This window comes from Pseudomonas sp. DR48, from assembly GCF_019823085.1.
Taxonomy (GTDB): Bacteria; Pseudomonadota; Gammaproteobacteria; order Pseudomonadales; family Pseudomonadaceae; genus Aquipseudomonas.
Genome location: NZ_CP081946.1, coordinates 5,282,098 through 5,299,290 on the forward strand (window position 1 = coordinate 5,282,098; position 17,193 = coordinate 5,299,290).

Sequence of the window (17,193 nt, forward strand, 5' to 3'; positions counted from 1 at the left end):
CCGCCATACCGCCGGATGGCTGTGATGTCCTGATGCACTCTCAATCGAGCTTCAGGAGCAACATCATGCCGGACCCTTCGACGCCCACAGAACCCGGGATTCACGTCCCATTTATCAAGAGCCGCCTTCCCGACTGGACGCGTCACCTGACGACCTCCCATCTCCAGGCCATGACGCAGGCGCGCAATCCCGCCCAGCGATTCATCGGCACTTACCCTGAGCTGTATGCCAAGGCGTCGCAGGCATTGCGCCAGGCCTTGCTCGACAGTCAGGCACAGAGCAACGCTTCCAACCAGGCGCTGGCCACGACTCTCAAGGATTTCAAAGGCATCACCGAATTCGCCAAGCCATTGCTGACGGATGCGTTGCAGAAAAAATTCGGTCAGGCGCCAGATGTCGTCAACACGGCGCTGTTTCATATGCGTTCGCCCAACCTGGCCGAAGAGCAGTCATTGTTGCAAGCGGCGCTGCGAAACTTCGAAGAAAATGAGCCTTTCGACGGCGTTGCCCTGCAGGAGACCAGCGCGCTGGCGCCGGTGGGGGCACTGGAGCAGCATCTTTACGACGAACGCACCCAGTATCCGTTTGCGAAGGTGCGCTACAGCCTCCGTGACAAGTTGTCGATCAAGCCCGCGGCGTTCGCCAGCCTGTGCCGGGAACTGGACGTGGGCAAGCAGTATCAGGACCATCTGACTGCGGTATTCGATGCGCCCGACAAGGCTGCGACGGTACGCCAGCAGACGATTGCGGCGGACAAGCAACGGATGCGCGTGCAGGCGCATATCGCTCTGATGAGGTCGGACATTGACACCGCAGACCATGTCACGGTGTTGGCAATGCTCGACGGTGCCTCGCAGGAACGACTCGACGGCGAGTCAGTCCTCCACAGTCGGGTGGAGGTGTTTGGCTCGAAATTGAATGACGTGCTGATTATTGGCGCTGCATCGCGCAAAGTCAGAGCGACCCTGCAAAATCCCTGGCTCTTTCTTCTGCCGTTCACACCCGAACTGGCCAAACTGGTGCCTGATTCACGAGTCATCGTCTACATTCCAGGCGATCCCATCAGCCCCCTCAAGGCGTATGCCTCCGGCCGCGAGTTTGCCCGTGACCTGGCGATCAAGCTGCGTTCCGTCAGTTACCAGCGGTTCTTTGCCGGCTTTGTCGCGCAAGATGAGGCCGGTCGTTTTTTCCACCGGCTCAAGCGCCAGCTCAAGGTCCAGAAATGGGACCCGGCTCCGGTTTATCCCGGCCCACCCTATGCGCCGGGCGCATTCCTCAATGGCATGTATGTCGAGGTGTGGAACGAGAATGTCGACCTGGGCATGGATGAAACCTTCATTGATGGCGAAGTGTTTGCAGCCCGTTATGAGTTTCATCTGGCCAGGATGAAGTCCAATGCCAGGTTGTTGGCCATACCCACCGCCGAGGTTGACCACGAAGCCTGGATGACGCGACTCCAGCACTATGCCGAAGGGGGGTTGAACGTCTTGAACGTGGCAGCCTTTTTCGTGCCGGGACTGGGTGAGGTCATGCTCGCCGTCGCCGCCGTGCAACTGACCTGCGAGGTTTACCAGGGGGTGGAGGCGTGGAAAGAGGGTGACGCCGAGGAGGCCTGGAGCCATCTCACGTCAGTGGCGCAAAACGTAGCCTTCATGGCCGTGTTGGGCGCGGTAGCCAGCAAGGCGCCGCCGATCATCAACTCGCGGTTTGTCAGCAGGATGACCAGGATCACCACGCCTTTTGGTGAGCCGCGTTTGTGGAGTCCCGACCTTGCCCCCTACAAGAGCAGTGTGTCTGTGGAGGGGCTCGAGCCGAATGCATTGGGGCAGTACAAGGTCGGGGACAAGACCTGTATTCGATACGAGGGGAACGTCTACGAAAAAAGCTTCGACCCTGCGCTGAAAAAATGGCGGATCCAGCACCCCAGCGATCCCCAGGCCTATCAACCGATCTTGCGGCATAACCAGCTCGGCGCCTGGCACCACACCCTTGAACGGCCGCTGGAGTGGGATCGCCCAACGTTGTTGCGCAGAATCGGGCCGCAGATGGACGTTTTTTCTGATGCGCAGCTACAGCAAATTGCCGAGGCCAGCGGGGTCAGCGATGATGCGTTGCGCCAGATGCACATCGATCTCCAGCCACCGCCGCCGCAATTGGCCGAGACCATCAGATCGTTCAAGGCTGATCAACAAGTGCAGCAGTTGATTGATCAGATCCGCAACGGCGGTGACCTGGGTGGTGCTGGCGAGGCTGTCGTACCGCTGGCTGTCGGGCTGCCGGACTGGCCCGTCGATGAGGTTCTGGAAGTCTTCGAGGGACCGGAACCCTGGGGGGCGTCGCAGCGCTTCGGTTCAGTGTCGGCAAGCAACAATGTAAAGCCCACGATCAAGATCACTCGATCCGAAGTGCAGGCCAGAAAATTGCCGGAACGTATATTAGGGGCGCTTGACGAGCCACAAATCACCCGGTTACTCGGCGCACGCAGCGCGCAACAAGGCGCGAACCGCGTGCAGATGTTCAGGGACAGCCTGGCCAACCGCGCCCTGGATAGCAAAAAGTCGCTGGTCGACCGATTGCTCGCTGGCCAGCAGACGACGAATGCCGATCTTCAACGACTGCAACGCAGTTTCCCTACATTGTCGCCGGAGGGTGCGCGACAGGTGCTGGGCAATGCCAGTGCCGCCGAGCTGGCCCAATTGCGCAACAGCACAAAAATACCCTTGCGCCAGGCGCAAGAAATTCGTGTCCATTTACAGCAGGGCGCTCTAAACCGGGCGCTCTGCGGTTTGCACCTGGAGAGCATGGCGTCCGTGGCCAGCGATCGCCTGGCGTTGCACAGCCTGGAGCAATTGCCCGGTTGGTCGATGGATATGCGCGTGGAGCTGCGTTCCGGCTCGATCAAGGGCCCATTACTGGACAGCGTTGGCGGCGGCAGTGCGACGATTCGCAATTACCTGGTCAAGGGCGACGGCTATTTTCGCGCATACGATGCCCAGGGCAGGCCTCTCAACAACATCCCCGCCCATGGCCGCAATTTCTATGAATCGCTGCTGGAGTTCTTGCCCAACGTGACAAAGGCAACCCTGGAAGGTCATCAGGGCCAGGCCTTGCAAAGAAAACTGGCGAACCATGCCAGCACTCATCGCAACGACATGGCGTTGATCTTGAAACAGCGCCCGTTGAATGGCGCCGGGCCATCGCTGCGTTTGCCCAATGGCCGCCTGGGTTACCTGGCCAGTGGTCGTGGCGTCGGTTTTCATGATGCTGCATTGGTCTCCAGGGTCCGCGACCTTTACCCGAACATTTCCGATGCGCAAGCCAGCCAGTTCGTCAGAAACCGCCTGAGCGCGGGGGACACCGATCAGCAAGTGTTCAATCTGTTGAACAACCGTCAACGGGAATTCGACGCATTGGAAACCGCATTGAACAACTGGGTCGACGCTGTCGTGCCGGCCCCAGCTGGTGGGCAGTCTCGCCGAGTGATCGCCGATCGGTTGATCCAGTGTTGGCGCTATGGACTTTACCGAGGACTGGAGCCGGCTTTTGATCTGAATTTAAGCGGTACTGACACGTTGCCCGAGTGGGATGCCGACTTCACCCATGTGCGTAATGTGCAACTGGACACTGGGCAGCTAATCGGTGACTCGGGCAATGAACTGCTTCAGCGGTTTCCAAAGATCAAAAAGCTGGATCTCACCGTGGATGTGCAGGGTATGTCGGCTCTGGCGGAAAAACTGCCTGAATTGGCCGAGATTACCGAGCTCACCGTTGATGGCGCATCGCAGACCTTTGCGCCGCAGTTGGTGCAGGCGTTACAGGGCATGACTCAACTGGAGCAGCTGTCGCTCAGGGGCGATATGGGCGTAATGGACTTCGGCACGCTGACGAATTTGCGGTCTTTGAGGCTCGCGGGGGATTTGGCCGAGTGGCCAACCGGGGTGTCGGGCCTGAACAGGCTGGAAACCCTCGATCTACAGCGAATGCCGATCAAATCGCTGCCTGACGAGCTGTTCAGTGGGCGGGAGTCGATATGGCGTTGCCTGCAGCTGGATTGGGCGGCCCTGGAACCGCAAGCTTTCTTGAAGGCCTATGATTATGTGCATGAAAACCCGGCGCATCTGGTCAACGAGCCGCAAATGATTGCCCAGTACTGTGCAGGACGTTTGTGGAAGCTGGCACCCAATGATTACACCTTTGCATCAGACGCAATGGCGCGTTTCAGTCGCGACGGGCTATCGGGTCGGGCATTACTGGAAAAGGTTGATGCACTGCACGAGCAGCATCTGGCATTGACTGAGTCATTGGACGCCTGGAAGGGCAGGGTTGTGCGGGTCGATGGCCGGCAAATGGAGGTCGCGCACCGTGAGCTGATTGCTGAAAGAATTGGCAAATGCGCTCGCAAGGGGCTGCGTGCCCGGTACTTCCCCGCGGAGCCTGTGGCGGGTCCGTCATGGTGGCAAGGCGACGCAGTGAACGAAGTGCTGGACCTCACAGGGTTTGGGCCGCTGGGTGATTTACCCGTACTTGGCGATACGGTCTTTCCTCATGTGCGCAGCCTGGTCCTCACTGGCAGCGGGCTTTCGACCGTGCAGGTCAATGAGTTTCTGAAAGGATTTCCCCAACTGCGGTCCCTCAACCTCAGCTCCAACCAACTGACCGGACTGCCGCAGGCCATTGCTTCGCTCGGGGAACTCAGCGAATTGAACCTCTCATTCAATCAGATGAGAGTCACGGCGTCAGCGCAAGCACGGTTGAACCGTTTGACCCACTTGAAAACGCTGAACCTGGCGTACAACCGCGTCGACGCTCTTGAGGTTGGTTCGATGACCAGCCTGCAGAGCCTGGATTTGAGTCATACCCATATCAGCAGTTGGCCCGAAGGCGTGTTGTCGTTGCCCAACCTGCGCCGTCTGGCCTTGAATCACAGCGCCATTACGGACATCCCGGCAGCGGCCCTGACCGGGCATGATCAGCTGTTGGCGGGGACCTCGCTGCAAGGTTGCCGGCTGAGCCCGCAAGCGGTGACGGCGGTGCGGGCATACGCGCAACGCACGGCCTCCCGCAACCCGATGGATATTGCATCAGCGCACCTGTCCGCCGGACGAACCGGCGGCGATCCGGAGTTCTTTCCGGATGAAGTATCGGAACACCCGGACCTTTTATTGCCGTTGCACCTGGAACCTGGCGAAGGTGATTTGCCCCAGACCTCCGCCGCCAGGCTGCAGCGTCTTGATCCTCAGCTGGGTGATGCGCAAGCCGTTGAACGGATCGACGCATGGCTTGCCCAGGGCATGACGGCTCTGGAAATTGAAGCCCGACTGATCCAGTGGCAGCAACAGCAGACGCAATTGATCAAGCACTTGAATGACTGGATCGATGTTCCGGCCGTTCGCAGTCGCCAGGGTTGGGTCAACGCGGTAGACCGCCGCCGGGCGGCTGACCAGCTTCTGGAGTGCTGGCGAGCCAACTTGCGAGATGTTCCCGCGGCCGAGGGAGCACCGACCGACGCTGTGCTTGATTTTACCGGCCTGATCATCGGCGACTTGCCGTCCTTGCCGGTCACGTTCGAGCAGATCGGTTCATTGGACCTTAGCGGTGTCGGGCTCACGGAAAGTTCGGATGCGTTCCTGCGTTCGTTTCCGCGGTTGCGTAGCCTGACGCTCAATCGCAACGGCCTGGGCACCTTGCCCGAGGCTGTGGGGCAATGTGAACACCTCACCCGGTTGAGCGCCACGTATAACGGTCTGCGTGCCAGTGATGAGTTGTCGCGCCAGTTGCGCTCGCTGAGGCATCTGCAATGGCTGGACTTGAGCGAAAACCGCATTGCCAGCTTTGATGTCACCGGTCTTGAGCAGTTGCAAGGGCTGAATTTGTGCAACAACAATCTTTGGGAATGGCCCCAGGGCGTACTGGAAGCGCCGGCGCTGACGACCCTCAACCTGAGTCGCAACCATATAGAGGCAATTCCTCCCGCTGCCTTGCTGCCTGAGCACGCCACCTTGATGGCCGGGACCAACTTGACCGACAACGTCGATCTGGAACTGGAGGACATGTTACGACTGCAGGCGTACCTGGAGGATACTGGCCGTGGCTTGGGGTTCACCGCACAAGAGATTGAACGACTGCTCGAGGGTTACGGGCCTGCATCGGTCGACGGTTCCGAGAGCTCTGACTTGGAGGATCATCCCGACCTTGAGACGCCGGAGGTAGAAAAAGCGCGGTGGTTTTCCGGCGTGGCGGCAGACTCGGAAAAACACCTGATGTGGAATGCCTTGATGGAGCAGGACACCACCCAGGACTTTTCATACATTCTCTCGCAACTTCAGCACACCCGGGACTTTGTCGCCGATCGACTGGATCTCACGCAGCGCGTCTGGCGTGTCCTTGAAGCCGCTTATGGCGATCAAGCGCTGAGCGAACGGTTGATGGTTTTGTCGAAGGCATTGAGGAATCGCGCGACCTGTGGTGACGGTCGGATATTGTTGTTCAACGAGCTGGAAATCGAGGTCTATGAGTTCAATGCCTTGAAGGCCATTGCCCCCGAACACAAAGGTCGCGAGCTACTGAAACTGTCGAGAAACCTGTTCCGCCTGGCGCAAGTCGAAGAGGTAGCCAAAACGCGTATCAAGCTCAGGCCCGCTATCGATCCTGCCGAGATTCGCCTGGCCTATCGAATCAGTCTGGCTCAGCGTCTTGAATTGCCCAGCCAGCCCAAAGGCATGGTGTACGAGAGCTTGGCGCAGGTGACGCCAGCGGATCTGGACGAAGCGTACGCAAAGATCATCGCCAAGGAAAAGACGCCCGTGTTCATCGAACAACTGACCGCGCGTAAATACTGGCGAGACTATCTGGAGGAGAAATACCCTGGGGAATTTACCAGGGTGCAGCAGGGTTTCCAGGACAAGGTCGGTAAGCTGGAGGACAAGTACCCGGAGCTCAATACGGCCTACCTACAGGAGATGGACGCCCTGGATACCGTGAATAAAGCCAATCGCCTGCAATTGCTGACCACACTCAGCGAGCGTGAGATAGCCGTGTTGGGCGCACAGGCCTGATCGTCAGCCGGCAACGCTCTGGAGTCAGCACATCTGCCTCCAGAGCCCAGGGGCCTCGGATCAATCAGTTGTCGTAGCCGAGGTTCGGTGCGAGCCAGCGCTCGGTCACGCTCAATTCCTGGCCTTTGCGCGACGTGTAGCTCTGCACTTGATCCTTGTCGATCTTGCCCACGGCAAAGTACTGCGCCTGCGGGTGCGCGAAGTACCAGCCGCTGACCGCCGCTGCCGGGAACATCGCGTAGTGTTCGGTGAGGAACACGCCGCTGCGTCCGGCCTTCATTTCGCTGGCTTCAGGATCGAGCAAGGTGAACAGGGTGCTCTTCTCGGTGTGATCCGGGCAGGCCGGGTAGCCCGGCGCCGGGCGGATGCCGGTGTATTGCTCTTTGATCAGCGCCTCGTTGTCCAGCGTCTCGTCCTTGGCGTAACCCCAGTACTCTTTACGCACTTGCTGGTGCAGCCACTCGGCGCAGGCCTCGGCCAAACGGTCGGCGAGGGCCTTGACCATGATCGAGTTGTAATCGTCGCCAGCGTCCTGATACGCCTTGGCCACTTCTTCGGCGCCGATCCCCGCGGTGGTGATGAAGCCGCCCACGTAGTCGGTGACTTCGCTGTCCTTGGGCGCGACGAAGTCGGCCAGGGAGAAATTCGGCTTGCCGTCGGTCTTGATGATCTGCTGGCGCAAGTGATGCAGTTTGGCAATCGGCTTGCCATCGTCGCCGTAGACTTCGATGTCGTCGTCGCGCACCTGGTTGGCCGGCCAGAAGCCGAACACTGCACGGGCGCTGATGAGTTTTTCGTCGATCAGTTTGGCGAGCATTTCCTGGGCATCGGCGTACAACGCGGTAGCGGCTTCACCGACCACTTCGTCCTGAAGGATGCGCGGGAACTTGCCGGCCAGGTCCCAGGAGATAAAGAACGGCGTCCAGTCGATGTATTCGGCCAGAACCTTGAGGTCAATGTTGTCCAGCACCTTCGAACCGGTGAAGGTCGGTTTGACCGGTGCGTAGGTGCTCCAGTCGAACTGCGGCTTCTTGGCGATGGCGGCTGGATAGCTCAAGCGTTCGGTGCGGGCGCTGCGGTTGGCGGTGCGCTCGCGAACGTCGATGTATTCCAGGCGGGTCTTCTCGACGAACGCCGGTTTCAATTCCTTGGACAGCAACTGCGTCGCCACACCCACGGCGCGGGAGGCGTCCGTCACGTAGATCACCGCGTCGTTGCTGTACTTGGGTTCGATCTTCACCGCCGTGTGAGCCTTGGAAGTGGTCGCGCCACCGATCATCAACGGCAGGTGGAAGTCCTGGCGCTGCATCTCGCGGGCCACGTGGACCATTTCATCCAGCGAAGGGGTGATCAGGCCGGACAGGCCGATGATGTCGCACTTCTGTTCCTTGGCCACTTGCAGGATTTTCTCGGCCGGGACCATCACGCCAAGGTCGACGATGTCGTAGCCGTTGCAACCCAGCACCACGCCGACGATGTTCTTGCCGATGTCGTGCACGTCGCCTTTGACCGTCGCCATCAGGATCTTGCCCTTGGCTTCCGGTTTGTCGCCTTTTTCCAGTTCGATGAACGGGATCAAGTGGGCTACTGCCTGTTTCATCACGCGGGCGGATTTCACCACCTGCGGCAGGAACATTTTGCCGGCGCCGAACAGGTCGCCGACGATGTTCATGCCGGACATCAGCGGGCCTTCGATCACTTCGATCGGGCGCGCGAAGGACTGGCGAGATTCTTCGGTGTCTTCAACGATGTGCGTGGTGATGCCCTTGACCAGCGCATGCTCCAGACGCTTGTTGACCGGCCAGCCACGCCATTCTTCGGTCTCGGCTTCCTTGACGCTGCCGTCACCTTTGTATTTGTCGGCAATGGCGAGGAGGGCGTCGGTGCCTTCCGGAGTGCGGTTGAGGATTACGTCTTCGACAGCGTCGCGCAGTTCGGTCGGGATCTGGTCGTAGATCTCCAGCTGACCGGCGTTGACGATACCCATGGTCAGGCCGTTGCGGATCGCATACAGCAGGAACACCGAGTGAATCGCCTCACGCACCGGGTTGTTGCCACGGAACGAGAACGACACGTTGGACACGCCGCCCGAGGTCAGCGCGTACGGCAGCTCGTCCCGGATGTAGGCGCAGGCATTGATGAAGTCGACGGCATAGTTGTTGTGTTCTTCAATACCGGTCGCGACGGCGAAGATGTTCGGGTCGAAGATGATGTCTTCCGGCGGGAAGCCGACTTCGTTGACCAGAATGTCGTAGGAGCGTTTGCAGATTTCTTTCTTGCGCGCTTCGGTGTCGGCCTGGCCGGCTTCGTCGAACGCCATCACCACCACGGCGGCGCCATAGCGTTTGCACAGCTTGGCGTGGTGTATGAACTGCTCGACGCCTTCTTTCATGCTGATCGAGTTGACGATGCCCTTGCCCTGGATGCACTTGAGGCCGGCTTCGATCACTTCCCACTTGGAGGAGTCGATCATGATCGGCACCCGGGAGATGTCCGGTTCGCCGGCAATCAGATTGAGGAAGGTCACCATGGCCTTCTTCGAATCGAGCATCCCTTCGTCCATGTTGATGTCGATCACCTGGGCACCGGCTTCGACCTGCTGCAGGGCGACTTCCAGGGCTTCGGTGTAGTTGTCTTCACGGATCAGGCGCGCAAACTTGGCCGAACCGGTGATGTTGGTGCGCTCACCGACGTTGACGAACAACGAGTTGCGATCGATGGTGAACGGTTCCAGGCCGGACAGGCGGCAAGCCTTCGGGATCTCCGGGATTTGACGCGGCGCGTAACCGGCCACGGCTTTGGCAATGGCTTCGATGTGGCCCGGGGTGGTGCCGCAGCAGCCGCCGACGATGTTCAGGAAGCCGCTTTGCGCGAATTCTTCAATGACCTTGGCGGTTTGCGACGGCAGTTCGTCGTACTCGCCGAATTCGTTCGGCAGGCCGGCGTTCGGGTGAGCCGATACGTGGGTGCCGGCCTTGTTCGACAGCTCTTCCAGGTACGGGCGCAACTCGCTGGCGCCGAGGGCGCAGTTCAGGCCGACCGAAATCGGCTTGGCGTGGGCCACGGAGTTCCAGAAGGCTTCGGTGGTCTGGCCCGACAGCGTACGGCCGGAAGCATCGGTGATGGTGCCGGAAATCATGATCGGCAGTTCAACGCCCAGCTCTTCGAACACGCCTTGTACGGCGAAGATCGCGGCTTTGGCGTTCAAGGTGTCGAAAATGGTTTCGATCAGGATCAGGTCGGCGCCGCCTTCGATCAGGCCTTTGGTGGACTCGGTGTAGTTTTCCACCAGTTCATCGAAGGTCACGTTGCGGTAGCCGGGGTTGTTCACGTCCGGGGACAGCGAGCAGGTGCGACTTGTAGGGCCGAGCACGCCAGCGACGAAACGCGGCTTGTCCGGGGTTTCCAGGGTCTTGGCGTCGGCCACCTTGCGGGCCAGGCGCGCGCCTTCTACGTTTAACTCGTACGCCAGGCCCTGCATGCCGTAGTCGGCCAGGGATATCTGGGTGGCGTTGAAGGTGTTGGTTTCCAGAATGTCGGCGCCGGCATCCAGATAGGCTTTCTCGATGCCGCCAATCACGTCCGGGCGGGTCAGCACCAACAGGTCGTTGTTGCCCTTGACGTCGCTCGGCCAGTCGGCAAAACGTTTGCCGCGGTAATCCTGCTCCTCAAGCTTATAGCTCTGGATCATCGTGCCCATGCCGCCATCGAGAATCAGGATGCGCTCTTTGAGGGCGTGCTTGAGAGCTTGAAGGCGAACACTGCGATCGGACATTTGGACTACTCGGAAAGACCATGACGAAGGGGCGCGATGATAGCAAACCTGTGCGGTTTTGGAGCATGCCCCGGTTTTGCATGAATATCGTTCATGTTGGTGCAGGTGCCGGGCCGGTAGAATCGCGGCGTTTTTTCACGATCAGGACCAGGGACATGTCGTATCGCGTCATCACCAGCATTATTTTGCTGCTTTTAAGCTGGGACGCGACTGCGCAAGGTCCGGCGACTTCTACGGCGCTTTCCTATACCCGCGACATCCAGCCGATCTTCACCGAAAAGTGCGTGGCCTGCCATGCCTGCTACGACTCCGCCTGTCAGCTCAATCTGGGCAGCAGCGAAGGGGCGGCGCGTGGCGCGACCAAGGTCCCGGTCTATGACGGCGATCGCAGCCAGGCTAGCGCGCCGACGCGCCTGTTTTACGATGCATTCGGTAAACGTGCCTGGCAGCAAAAGGGCTTTTATTCGGTGCTCGATGCCCAGGGCAGTCAAGCGGCGTTGATGGCGCGGATGCTTGAGCTGGGCCATAAAACCCCGCTGCAACCCAACGCCAGGTTGCCTGACGAGATCGTCCTCGGCCTTAACCGGGAAAACACCTGCGCCATGCCGGCCGAATTCGAAGGCTATGCCGGGACACATCCCAAAGAAGGCATGCCGCTGGCGGTCACTGGCCTGACCGATCAGCAGTACCAGACGTTGCAACGCTGGCTGGCCTCCGGTGCGCCAATCGATGAACAGGGTCTGGTCCCGAGCGCCAACGAGGCCATGCAGGTGGTGCAGTGGGAAAACCTGCTCAACTCACCGGGCGCCCGGCAAAGCCTGGTGGGGCGTTGGCTGTTCGAGCATTGGTTTCTCGCGCATCTGTACTTCAAGGACGGTGAACCGGGGCACTTCTTCCAGTGGGTGCGTTCGCGAACTCCGACCGGCCAGCCGATCGACCTGATCAACACCCGTCGCCCGAACGACGACCCCGGCACCCAAGTGTATTACCGCTTGTGGCCGGTGCAGGGGGTGATCGTGCACAAGACCCACATCACCTATCCGCTGAGCGCGGCGAAGATGGCGCGGATCAAAAGCCTGTTTTACAACGGCAACTGGCAGGTCAACGCCTTGCCGGGTTATGGCCCGGAGCGTCGAGCCAATCCGTTTACCACCTTTGAGGCGATCCCGGCGCAGGCGCGTTACCAGTTCATGCTCGATAACGCCGAATACTTTGTGCGCACCTTCATCCGCGGTCCGGTCTGCCGCGGGCAGATCGCCACGGATGTGATTCGCGACAACTTCTGGGCGCTGTTCCAGGCGCCAGAGCACGATCTGTACATCACCGATCCGAACTACCGCGGCCAGGCCACGCCGTTGCTGGCAATGCCGGGCCAGAACGACGACGTCGGCAGTGTCCTGAGCCTGTGGCACGACTACCGCAACAAACGCAACGAGTACGAGGCACTGCGCCGGGACAGTTATGCCGATGCGCCGGCACCGAGCTGGTCGACGTTGTGGGCTGGCAACGACAACGCGCTGCTGAGTATCTTTCGGCACTTCGACAGTGCGTCGGTGAACAAGGGCCTGATCGGCGATGTGCCGCAAACCATCTGGCTGTTCGACTTTCCGCTGCTGGAACGCACCTATTATCAACTGGCGGTCAACTTCGATGTATTCGGCAATGTGTCCCATCAGGCGCAAACGCGGCTGTATTTCGACCTCATCCGCAACGGTGCCGAGCAGAACTTCCTGCGCCTGATGCCCGCTGACTCGCGCAACGGGTATCTCGACGATTGGTACCAGACCAGCGGAAAATTCAAGATGTGGCTCGATTACGAGGCCATCGACAACGACAAGCCGACGGCACTCAAACTCGACAAGAAAGACCCGAAACGCGACTTTGCGATGCAACTGCTGGCCCGTTACGGCGAGCTCAATGCCAAGCCCGATCCGATCAACCGGTGCGACGGCGCTTACTGTTCGCGGCCGAACATCGACCCGGCGCTGCAAAATGCCGAACAAGCCTTGAGCCGCCTGGCGTCGCGCCCGGCGGCGGGTTTGAAGGTCATCGATCAGTTGCCGGAAGCGACGATGCTGCGCATTGAAACCGCGAGCGGCAAACGTGAGATGTACAGCCTGTTGCGCAACCGCGCCCACAGCAATGTGGCGTTCCTGCTCGGCGAATCGCTGCGCTATCAGCCTGGCCTCGACACCCTGACCATTTTCCCGGGCGTGCTCAGCAGCTATCCGAACTTCATGTTCAATATTCCGGCGGAGCAGGTGCCGGCGTTCGTGGACGCGATGGAAAATGCCAGGGATGCGAGCAGTTTCGAGAGCATCGTCAAGCGTTGGGGCATTCGCCGCAGTCATCCGCAGTTCTGGTTTTACTTCCATGACCTGAGTCTCTACATCCACGAGACCGATCCGGTGGAAGAGGGCGTACTGGACATGAACCGCTACGAGAATCTTTGATCGACCTTTGAGGATGGGCTGGTGTCGGATTTCATAGGCGCCACCCATCCCTTGTGGGATCTGCGGTGGGTTGCGGATTGCGATCAGAGGGCCATCCATGTTGATTTCAGTACAAGCCCTGCGCGCCATCGCCGCCTGGGCGGTGGTCTGCCACCATTTCATGCAGATTTTCTTCGACTTCCAGGCCCGTGGCCCGGTGGGGCAGATGTTCATCGACAAGGGCGCGGCGGGTGTCGACGTTTTCTTCGTCATCAGTGGGCTGGTGATCTTCCTCTCGACCGAAGGCAAGTCGCTGCCGCCGACGCGATTTCTGTTGTATCGACTGTTTCGGATCGTCCCGGCGTATTGGCTGTACACCGCGCTGATGGCGCTGGTGGTGGTGTTTGCCCGCCCGGTATTGCCGGATCAAAGCGTCGACTGGTCGCATTTCCTGCTGTCGTTGTTGTTCATTCCTACGCAGAATCCCGGCGGCTACGGGATTTATCCGACCCTCAACGTCGGCTGGACCCTCAACTACGAAATGCTCTTCTACCTGCTGTTCGGCTGGGCGTTGTTGTTCCGCTTGCACCTGCGGCTATTGATTGTCGCGGCACTGCTGTTTGCGGTATGCCAGGCCTGGACCGGTTATGGCTGGGTCAGCGAGTTCTACCGATCAGACATCGTTTATGAGTTCCTGCTGGGGATCGCCATCGGCATGATTTACCGTCGTGGCTGGATCAAGCCGGGTTTGTGGCTGCCGCTGCTGGGCATTGGTGGCGCGCTGCTGGCCATTTATCACTGGGCGCCAGCGCCGCGTTTCCTGGCCTGGGGCGTGCCGAGTGCGGTGTTGGTGATGGCGTGCATCTCGCTGGAGCGTTACGTCGAGAACAACCGGGTGTTTGAACTGCTGGGTAATTGTTCCTACTCGGTGTACCTGATGCACGTGTTGGTGCTGTCTGCCGGTGGATTTGTCGCACAGCGTTATGGGGTAAATCCCTACGTGATGTTCGTCGTTTGCGTGGCGACTATCGGTCTGGCATCTTGGGCAAGTTTCGAATGGGTGGAAAAACGCAGCTATCGGTGGCTTAAAGAGTGGATTGACGGCGAACCGGCGGTTGAAGCGGTGCCGGCTCTTTCCCGACAAAAATACTAGGACTTTGTACGGCGCGATGATTGGCGTAAACTGCGCCCAAGCCTGCGAGGAGTTTCCATGACCGCTATTACCATTACCGACGCCGCCCACGATTATCTGGCTGATCTGCTCTCCAAGCAGAACACCCCGGGCATCGGCATCCGCGTCTTTATCACCCAGCCTGGCACCCAGTACGCCGAAACCTGCATTGCCTACTGCAAGCCGGGCGAAGAAAAACCTGAAGACACGGCGCTGGGGCTGAAAAGCTTCACTGCCTACATCGATTCGTTCAGCGAAGCCTTCCTGGACGACGCGGTAGTCGACTACGCCACCGACCGCATGGGCGGCCAGCTGACCATCAAGGCGCCAAACGCCAAAGTCCCGATGGTCAACGCTGACAGCCCGGTCAACGAGCGCATCAACTACTACCTGCAAACCGAGATCAACCCGGGGCTCGCGAGCCACGGCGGTCAGGTCAGCCTGATCGATGTGGTCGAAGACGGCATCGCCGTTCTGAAGTTCGGCGGCGGTTGCCAAGGCTGTGGCCAGGCCGACGTCACCCTTCGTGAAGGCATCGAGCGCACCTTGCTCGAGCGCATTCCCGAGCTCAAGGGTGTGCGCGACGTGACCGACCACACGCAGAAAGAAAACGCCTACTACTGAGTAAGGTGTTCGCTGCAGACAAAAAAACGGCGCCCCGTGAGCGCCGTTTTTTTATGGGTGATCGATGTGTTCATGATCGTTCCCACGCTCTGCGTGGGGATGCCTCAATGGACGCTCTGCGTCCGCTGTTGGGACGCGGAGCGTCCCGGGCTGCATTCCCACGCAGAGCGTGGGAACGATCACTTCAGGGCCGATACAAATGCGCATGCCCGGCGCGGTACAGCGATGACTCACTGAAGTGATCACTGCCCAACACCCGACCCACCAGAATCAACGCCGTGCGGCGAAATCCCTTGGCGTGGACTTTCTCTGCAATGTCCGCCAGCGTCCCCACCACCCAATCCTGATCCGGCCAGGTCGCCCGGTGAATCACCGCGATCGGGCAGTCTGCGCCGTAATGCGGCAGCAATTCGACGAGGATTTTCTCCAGGTGATTGACCCCCAGATGAATCGCCATCGTGGCCCCGTGCTGCGCCAGACTGCCCAGCTCCTCACCCGCCGGCATCGCCGTCTTGTCGGCGTAGCGGGTCAGGATCACGCTTTGCGAGATATCCGGTAACGTCAGCTCCGCCCCCAGCAGCGCCGCGCAGGCAGCGGTCGCCGTGACACCAGGAATGATTTCAAATGCAATGTCGAGCTCGCGCAGGTAACGGATCTGCTCGCCAATCGCGCCATACAGGCTCGGATCACCCGAATGCACCCGCGCCACGTCCTGGCCGTTGGCATGGGCGGTCTTGATCAGTTCGATGATCTGTTCCAGGTGCAGTTCGGCGCTGTTGACCACTTGTTCGGCGCAATGGCCTTCGAGGACGGCGGCGGGCACCAGAGAGCCGGCGTAGATGATCACCGGGCAACTGCGAATCAGTCGTTGGCCTTTGACGGTGATCAGTTCCGGGTCGCCGGGACCTGCGCCAATGAAATAGACGGTCATCGTCGGTTCCTGTCAAAAAAGGGGCTGGGCAAGGCTTCAGATGAAGATTGCTCATGATCGAGGGCAGGGATTATCGGGGATTTTACGCAGCGCAGGCTAATGCCAGGGTTGCCTGGGCGTATTTTTGTCGCGAAATGAGCAACTTTGCCGGGGCCTGGGCCAGTTGTTCGGCCAGGGCCAGTGCGGCACTTTCCGCTACGCCATAACAGCCGGTGCGTTCGAAGGCGATGTCCGAATGATGGCTGAGTTGCGCTTTATAAACGTCCAGTTCTTCACTGCTGAAATACATCAGCGGTAACGCGAGTTGTTCGGCGAGTTCGAGCAGGCCAGGTTCTTCGCGCTTCAGGTCAATGCTGGCCAGGGCCTTGATCTGGTGAAGTGCGATGTTATGCGCCTGTAATGCCTGATCGAGCAACGCCCGCAGCGTGCTGACGGGGCAGCCGCGCTGGCAGCCCAGGCCGACCACTAAAGTCGGCGCTGTGCTGGTATCCGTCATGCGTGGTATTGGCCATCGCTTTTGCGACGGAACAACCAGGCGCTGATCAGGCCCAAGGCCAGCCAGAATCCCAGGTTGGTCAGCTGCGAAGCGATTTTGAACTGGGTTTCCAGGGCTTGCGGAGCGAGCATCGAATGCACCTCCGGTTGTGGCGCGCCGATGACATGCGGAACCACCAGAATGGCCACGCCGAGGATCTTCATCAGCCAGTGGCGGCTGAACACGATCAGCGCGATGCCAACAGCGGTAGAGGCGGCCGTGCCGATCCACCAGATTTGCCGTTGCGCCAGATCGGCCGCGGCGGTGCCTGGCAGTTCAGGCGGCAGGCCGAGGGCCGGCGCCAGCACGAACGTCGCGTAACCTGCCAGGCCCCAGAGCAGGCCTTGAGCGGTTTTGGTCGGTGCACGCAAGGTGTAGAGACCGGCCAGCATCAGGGCGAAACCGACGGCCACCACCAGATTGCCGCCGGTGGTCGACAGCACGCGCTGCCAGCCGTCTTTTGGTTCCCAGGCTTCGGCATCGTGGGTGTGAGCAGCGGTGCCGGCGGCATGTTCGTGGACTTCAACCGCAGCCGGTTCGGATTTTTCGTATGTCTCGGCCTGCAAAATCAGCGGTGCCACCCAGAAGCTTTGCAGCAGGGTCAGCAGCAACGCGGCCAGCAACCCGGTGAAACCCGCGGTTTGCGCAATACGCTTGATCATCTCGGCTG

The 17,193-nt window shown here is 59.8% G+C and carries 8 protein-coding genes; 4 read left to right on the forward strand and 4 right to left on the reverse strand.

The features are described 5' to 3' along the window. The first annotated feature begins 65 nt into the window (after window positions 1-65). Window positions 66-7,055, forward strand: a complete 6,990-nt coding sequence (locus tag K5K95_RS23975; protein ID WP_222586422.1) for an NEL-type E3 ubiquitin ligase domain-containing protein — start codon at window positions 66-68, stop codon at window positions 7,053-7,055. Window positions 7,056-7,119: 64 nt separating this feature from the next. Here the strand turns inward: K5K95_RS23975 and metH are convergent, their stop codons facing one another. Next, complete coding sequence (metH, locus tag K5K95_RS23980; protein WP_222586423.1) at window positions 7,120-10,830, reverse strand: methionine synthase; 3,711 nt, start codon at window positions 10,828-10,830, stop codon at window positions 7,120-7,122. A 155-nt stretch (window positions 10,831-10,985) separates the two neighbouring features. Here metH and K5K95_RS23985 point away from each other — a divergent pair, with 155 nt between their 5' ends. From K5K95_RS23985 to nfuA, 3 genes are all read left to right on the forward strand, one after another. After that, window positions 10,986-13,283: a fatty acid cis/trans isomerase gene (locus K5K95_RS23985; protein ID WP_222586424.1), complete on the forward strand. Its 2,298-nt coding sequence runs from the start codon at window positions 10,986-10,988 to the stop codon at window positions 13,281-13,283. A gap of 97 nt (window positions 13,284-13,380) precedes the next feature. Continuing rightward, a complete protein-coding gene (locus tag K5K95_RS23990; RefSeq protein WP_222586425.1) occupies window positions 13,381-14,415 on the forward strand; it encodes an acyltransferase family protein in 1,035 nt (344 codons plus the stop codon). Window positions 14,416-14,472: 57 nt separating this feature from the next. After that, entirely contained in the window at window positions 14,473-15,057 is a 585-nt protein-coding gene (gene nfuA, locus K5K95_RS23995; RefSeq protein WP_007898222.1) for a Fe-S biogenesis protein NfuA, read from the forward strand. 184 nt (window positions 15,058-15,241) lie between these two features. Here the strand turns inward: nfuA and cobM are convergent, their stop codons facing one another. From cobM to K5K95_RS24010, 3 genes are all read right to left on the reverse strand, one after another. Beyond that, window positions 15,242-15,988, reverse strand: a complete 747-nt coding sequence (cobM, locus tag K5K95_RS24000; RefSeq protein ID WP_222586426.1) for a precorrin-4 C(11)-methyltransferase — start codon at window positions 15,986-15,988, stop codon at window positions 15,242-15,244. 82 nt (window positions 15,989-16,070) lie between these two features. After that, entirely contained in the window at window positions 16,071-16,484 is a 414-nt protein-coding gene (locus tag K5K95_RS24005) for a cobalamin biosynthesis protein (RefSeq protein WP_222586427.1), read from the reverse strand. Further along, entirely contained in the window at window positions 16,481-17,185 is a 705-nt protein-coding gene (locus K5K95_RS24010) for a CbtA family protein (protein ID WP_222586428.1), read from the reverse strand. Before K5K95_RS24010 ends, K5K95_RS24005 begins: the two co-directional genes overlap by 4 nt. Window positions 17,186-17,193 lie beyond the last annotated feature (8 nt).

Excerpts from the sequence above, each read along its gene's own strand:
- K5K95_RS23975 (WP_222586422.1), top strand. The coding sequence starts at position 66 with ATGCCGGACCCTTCGACGCCCACAGAACCCGGGATTCACGTCCCATTT.
- K5K95_RS23985 (WP_222586424.1), top strand. The coding sequence starts at position 10,986 with ATGTCGTATCGCGTCATCACCAGCATTATTTTGCTGCTTTTAAGCTGG.
- cobM (WP_222586426.1), bottom strand. The coding sequence starts at position 15,988 with ATGACCGTCTATTTCATTGGCGCAGGTCCCGGCGACCCGGAACTGATC.
- K5K95_RS23990 (WP_222586425.1), top strand. The coding sequence starts at position 13,381 with ATGTTGATTTCAGTACAAGCCCTGCGCGCCATCGCCGCCTGGGCGGTG.
- K5K95_RS24005 (WP_222586427.1), bottom strand. The coding sequence starts at position 16,484 with ATGACGGATACCAGCACAGCGCCGACTTTAGTGGTCGGCCTGGGCTGC.
- metH (WP_222586423.1), bottom strand. The coding sequence starts at position 10,830 with ATGTCCGATCGCAGTGTTCGCCTTCAAGCTCTCAAGCACGCCCTCAAA.
- nfuA (WP_007898222.1), top strand. The coding sequence starts at position 14,473 with ATGACCGCTATTACCATTACCGACGCCGCCCACGATTATCTGGCTGAT.
- K5K95_RS24010 (WP_222586428.1), bottom strand. The coding sequence starts at position 17,185 with ATGATCAAGCGTATTGCGCAAACCGCGGGTTTCACCGGGTTGCTGGCC.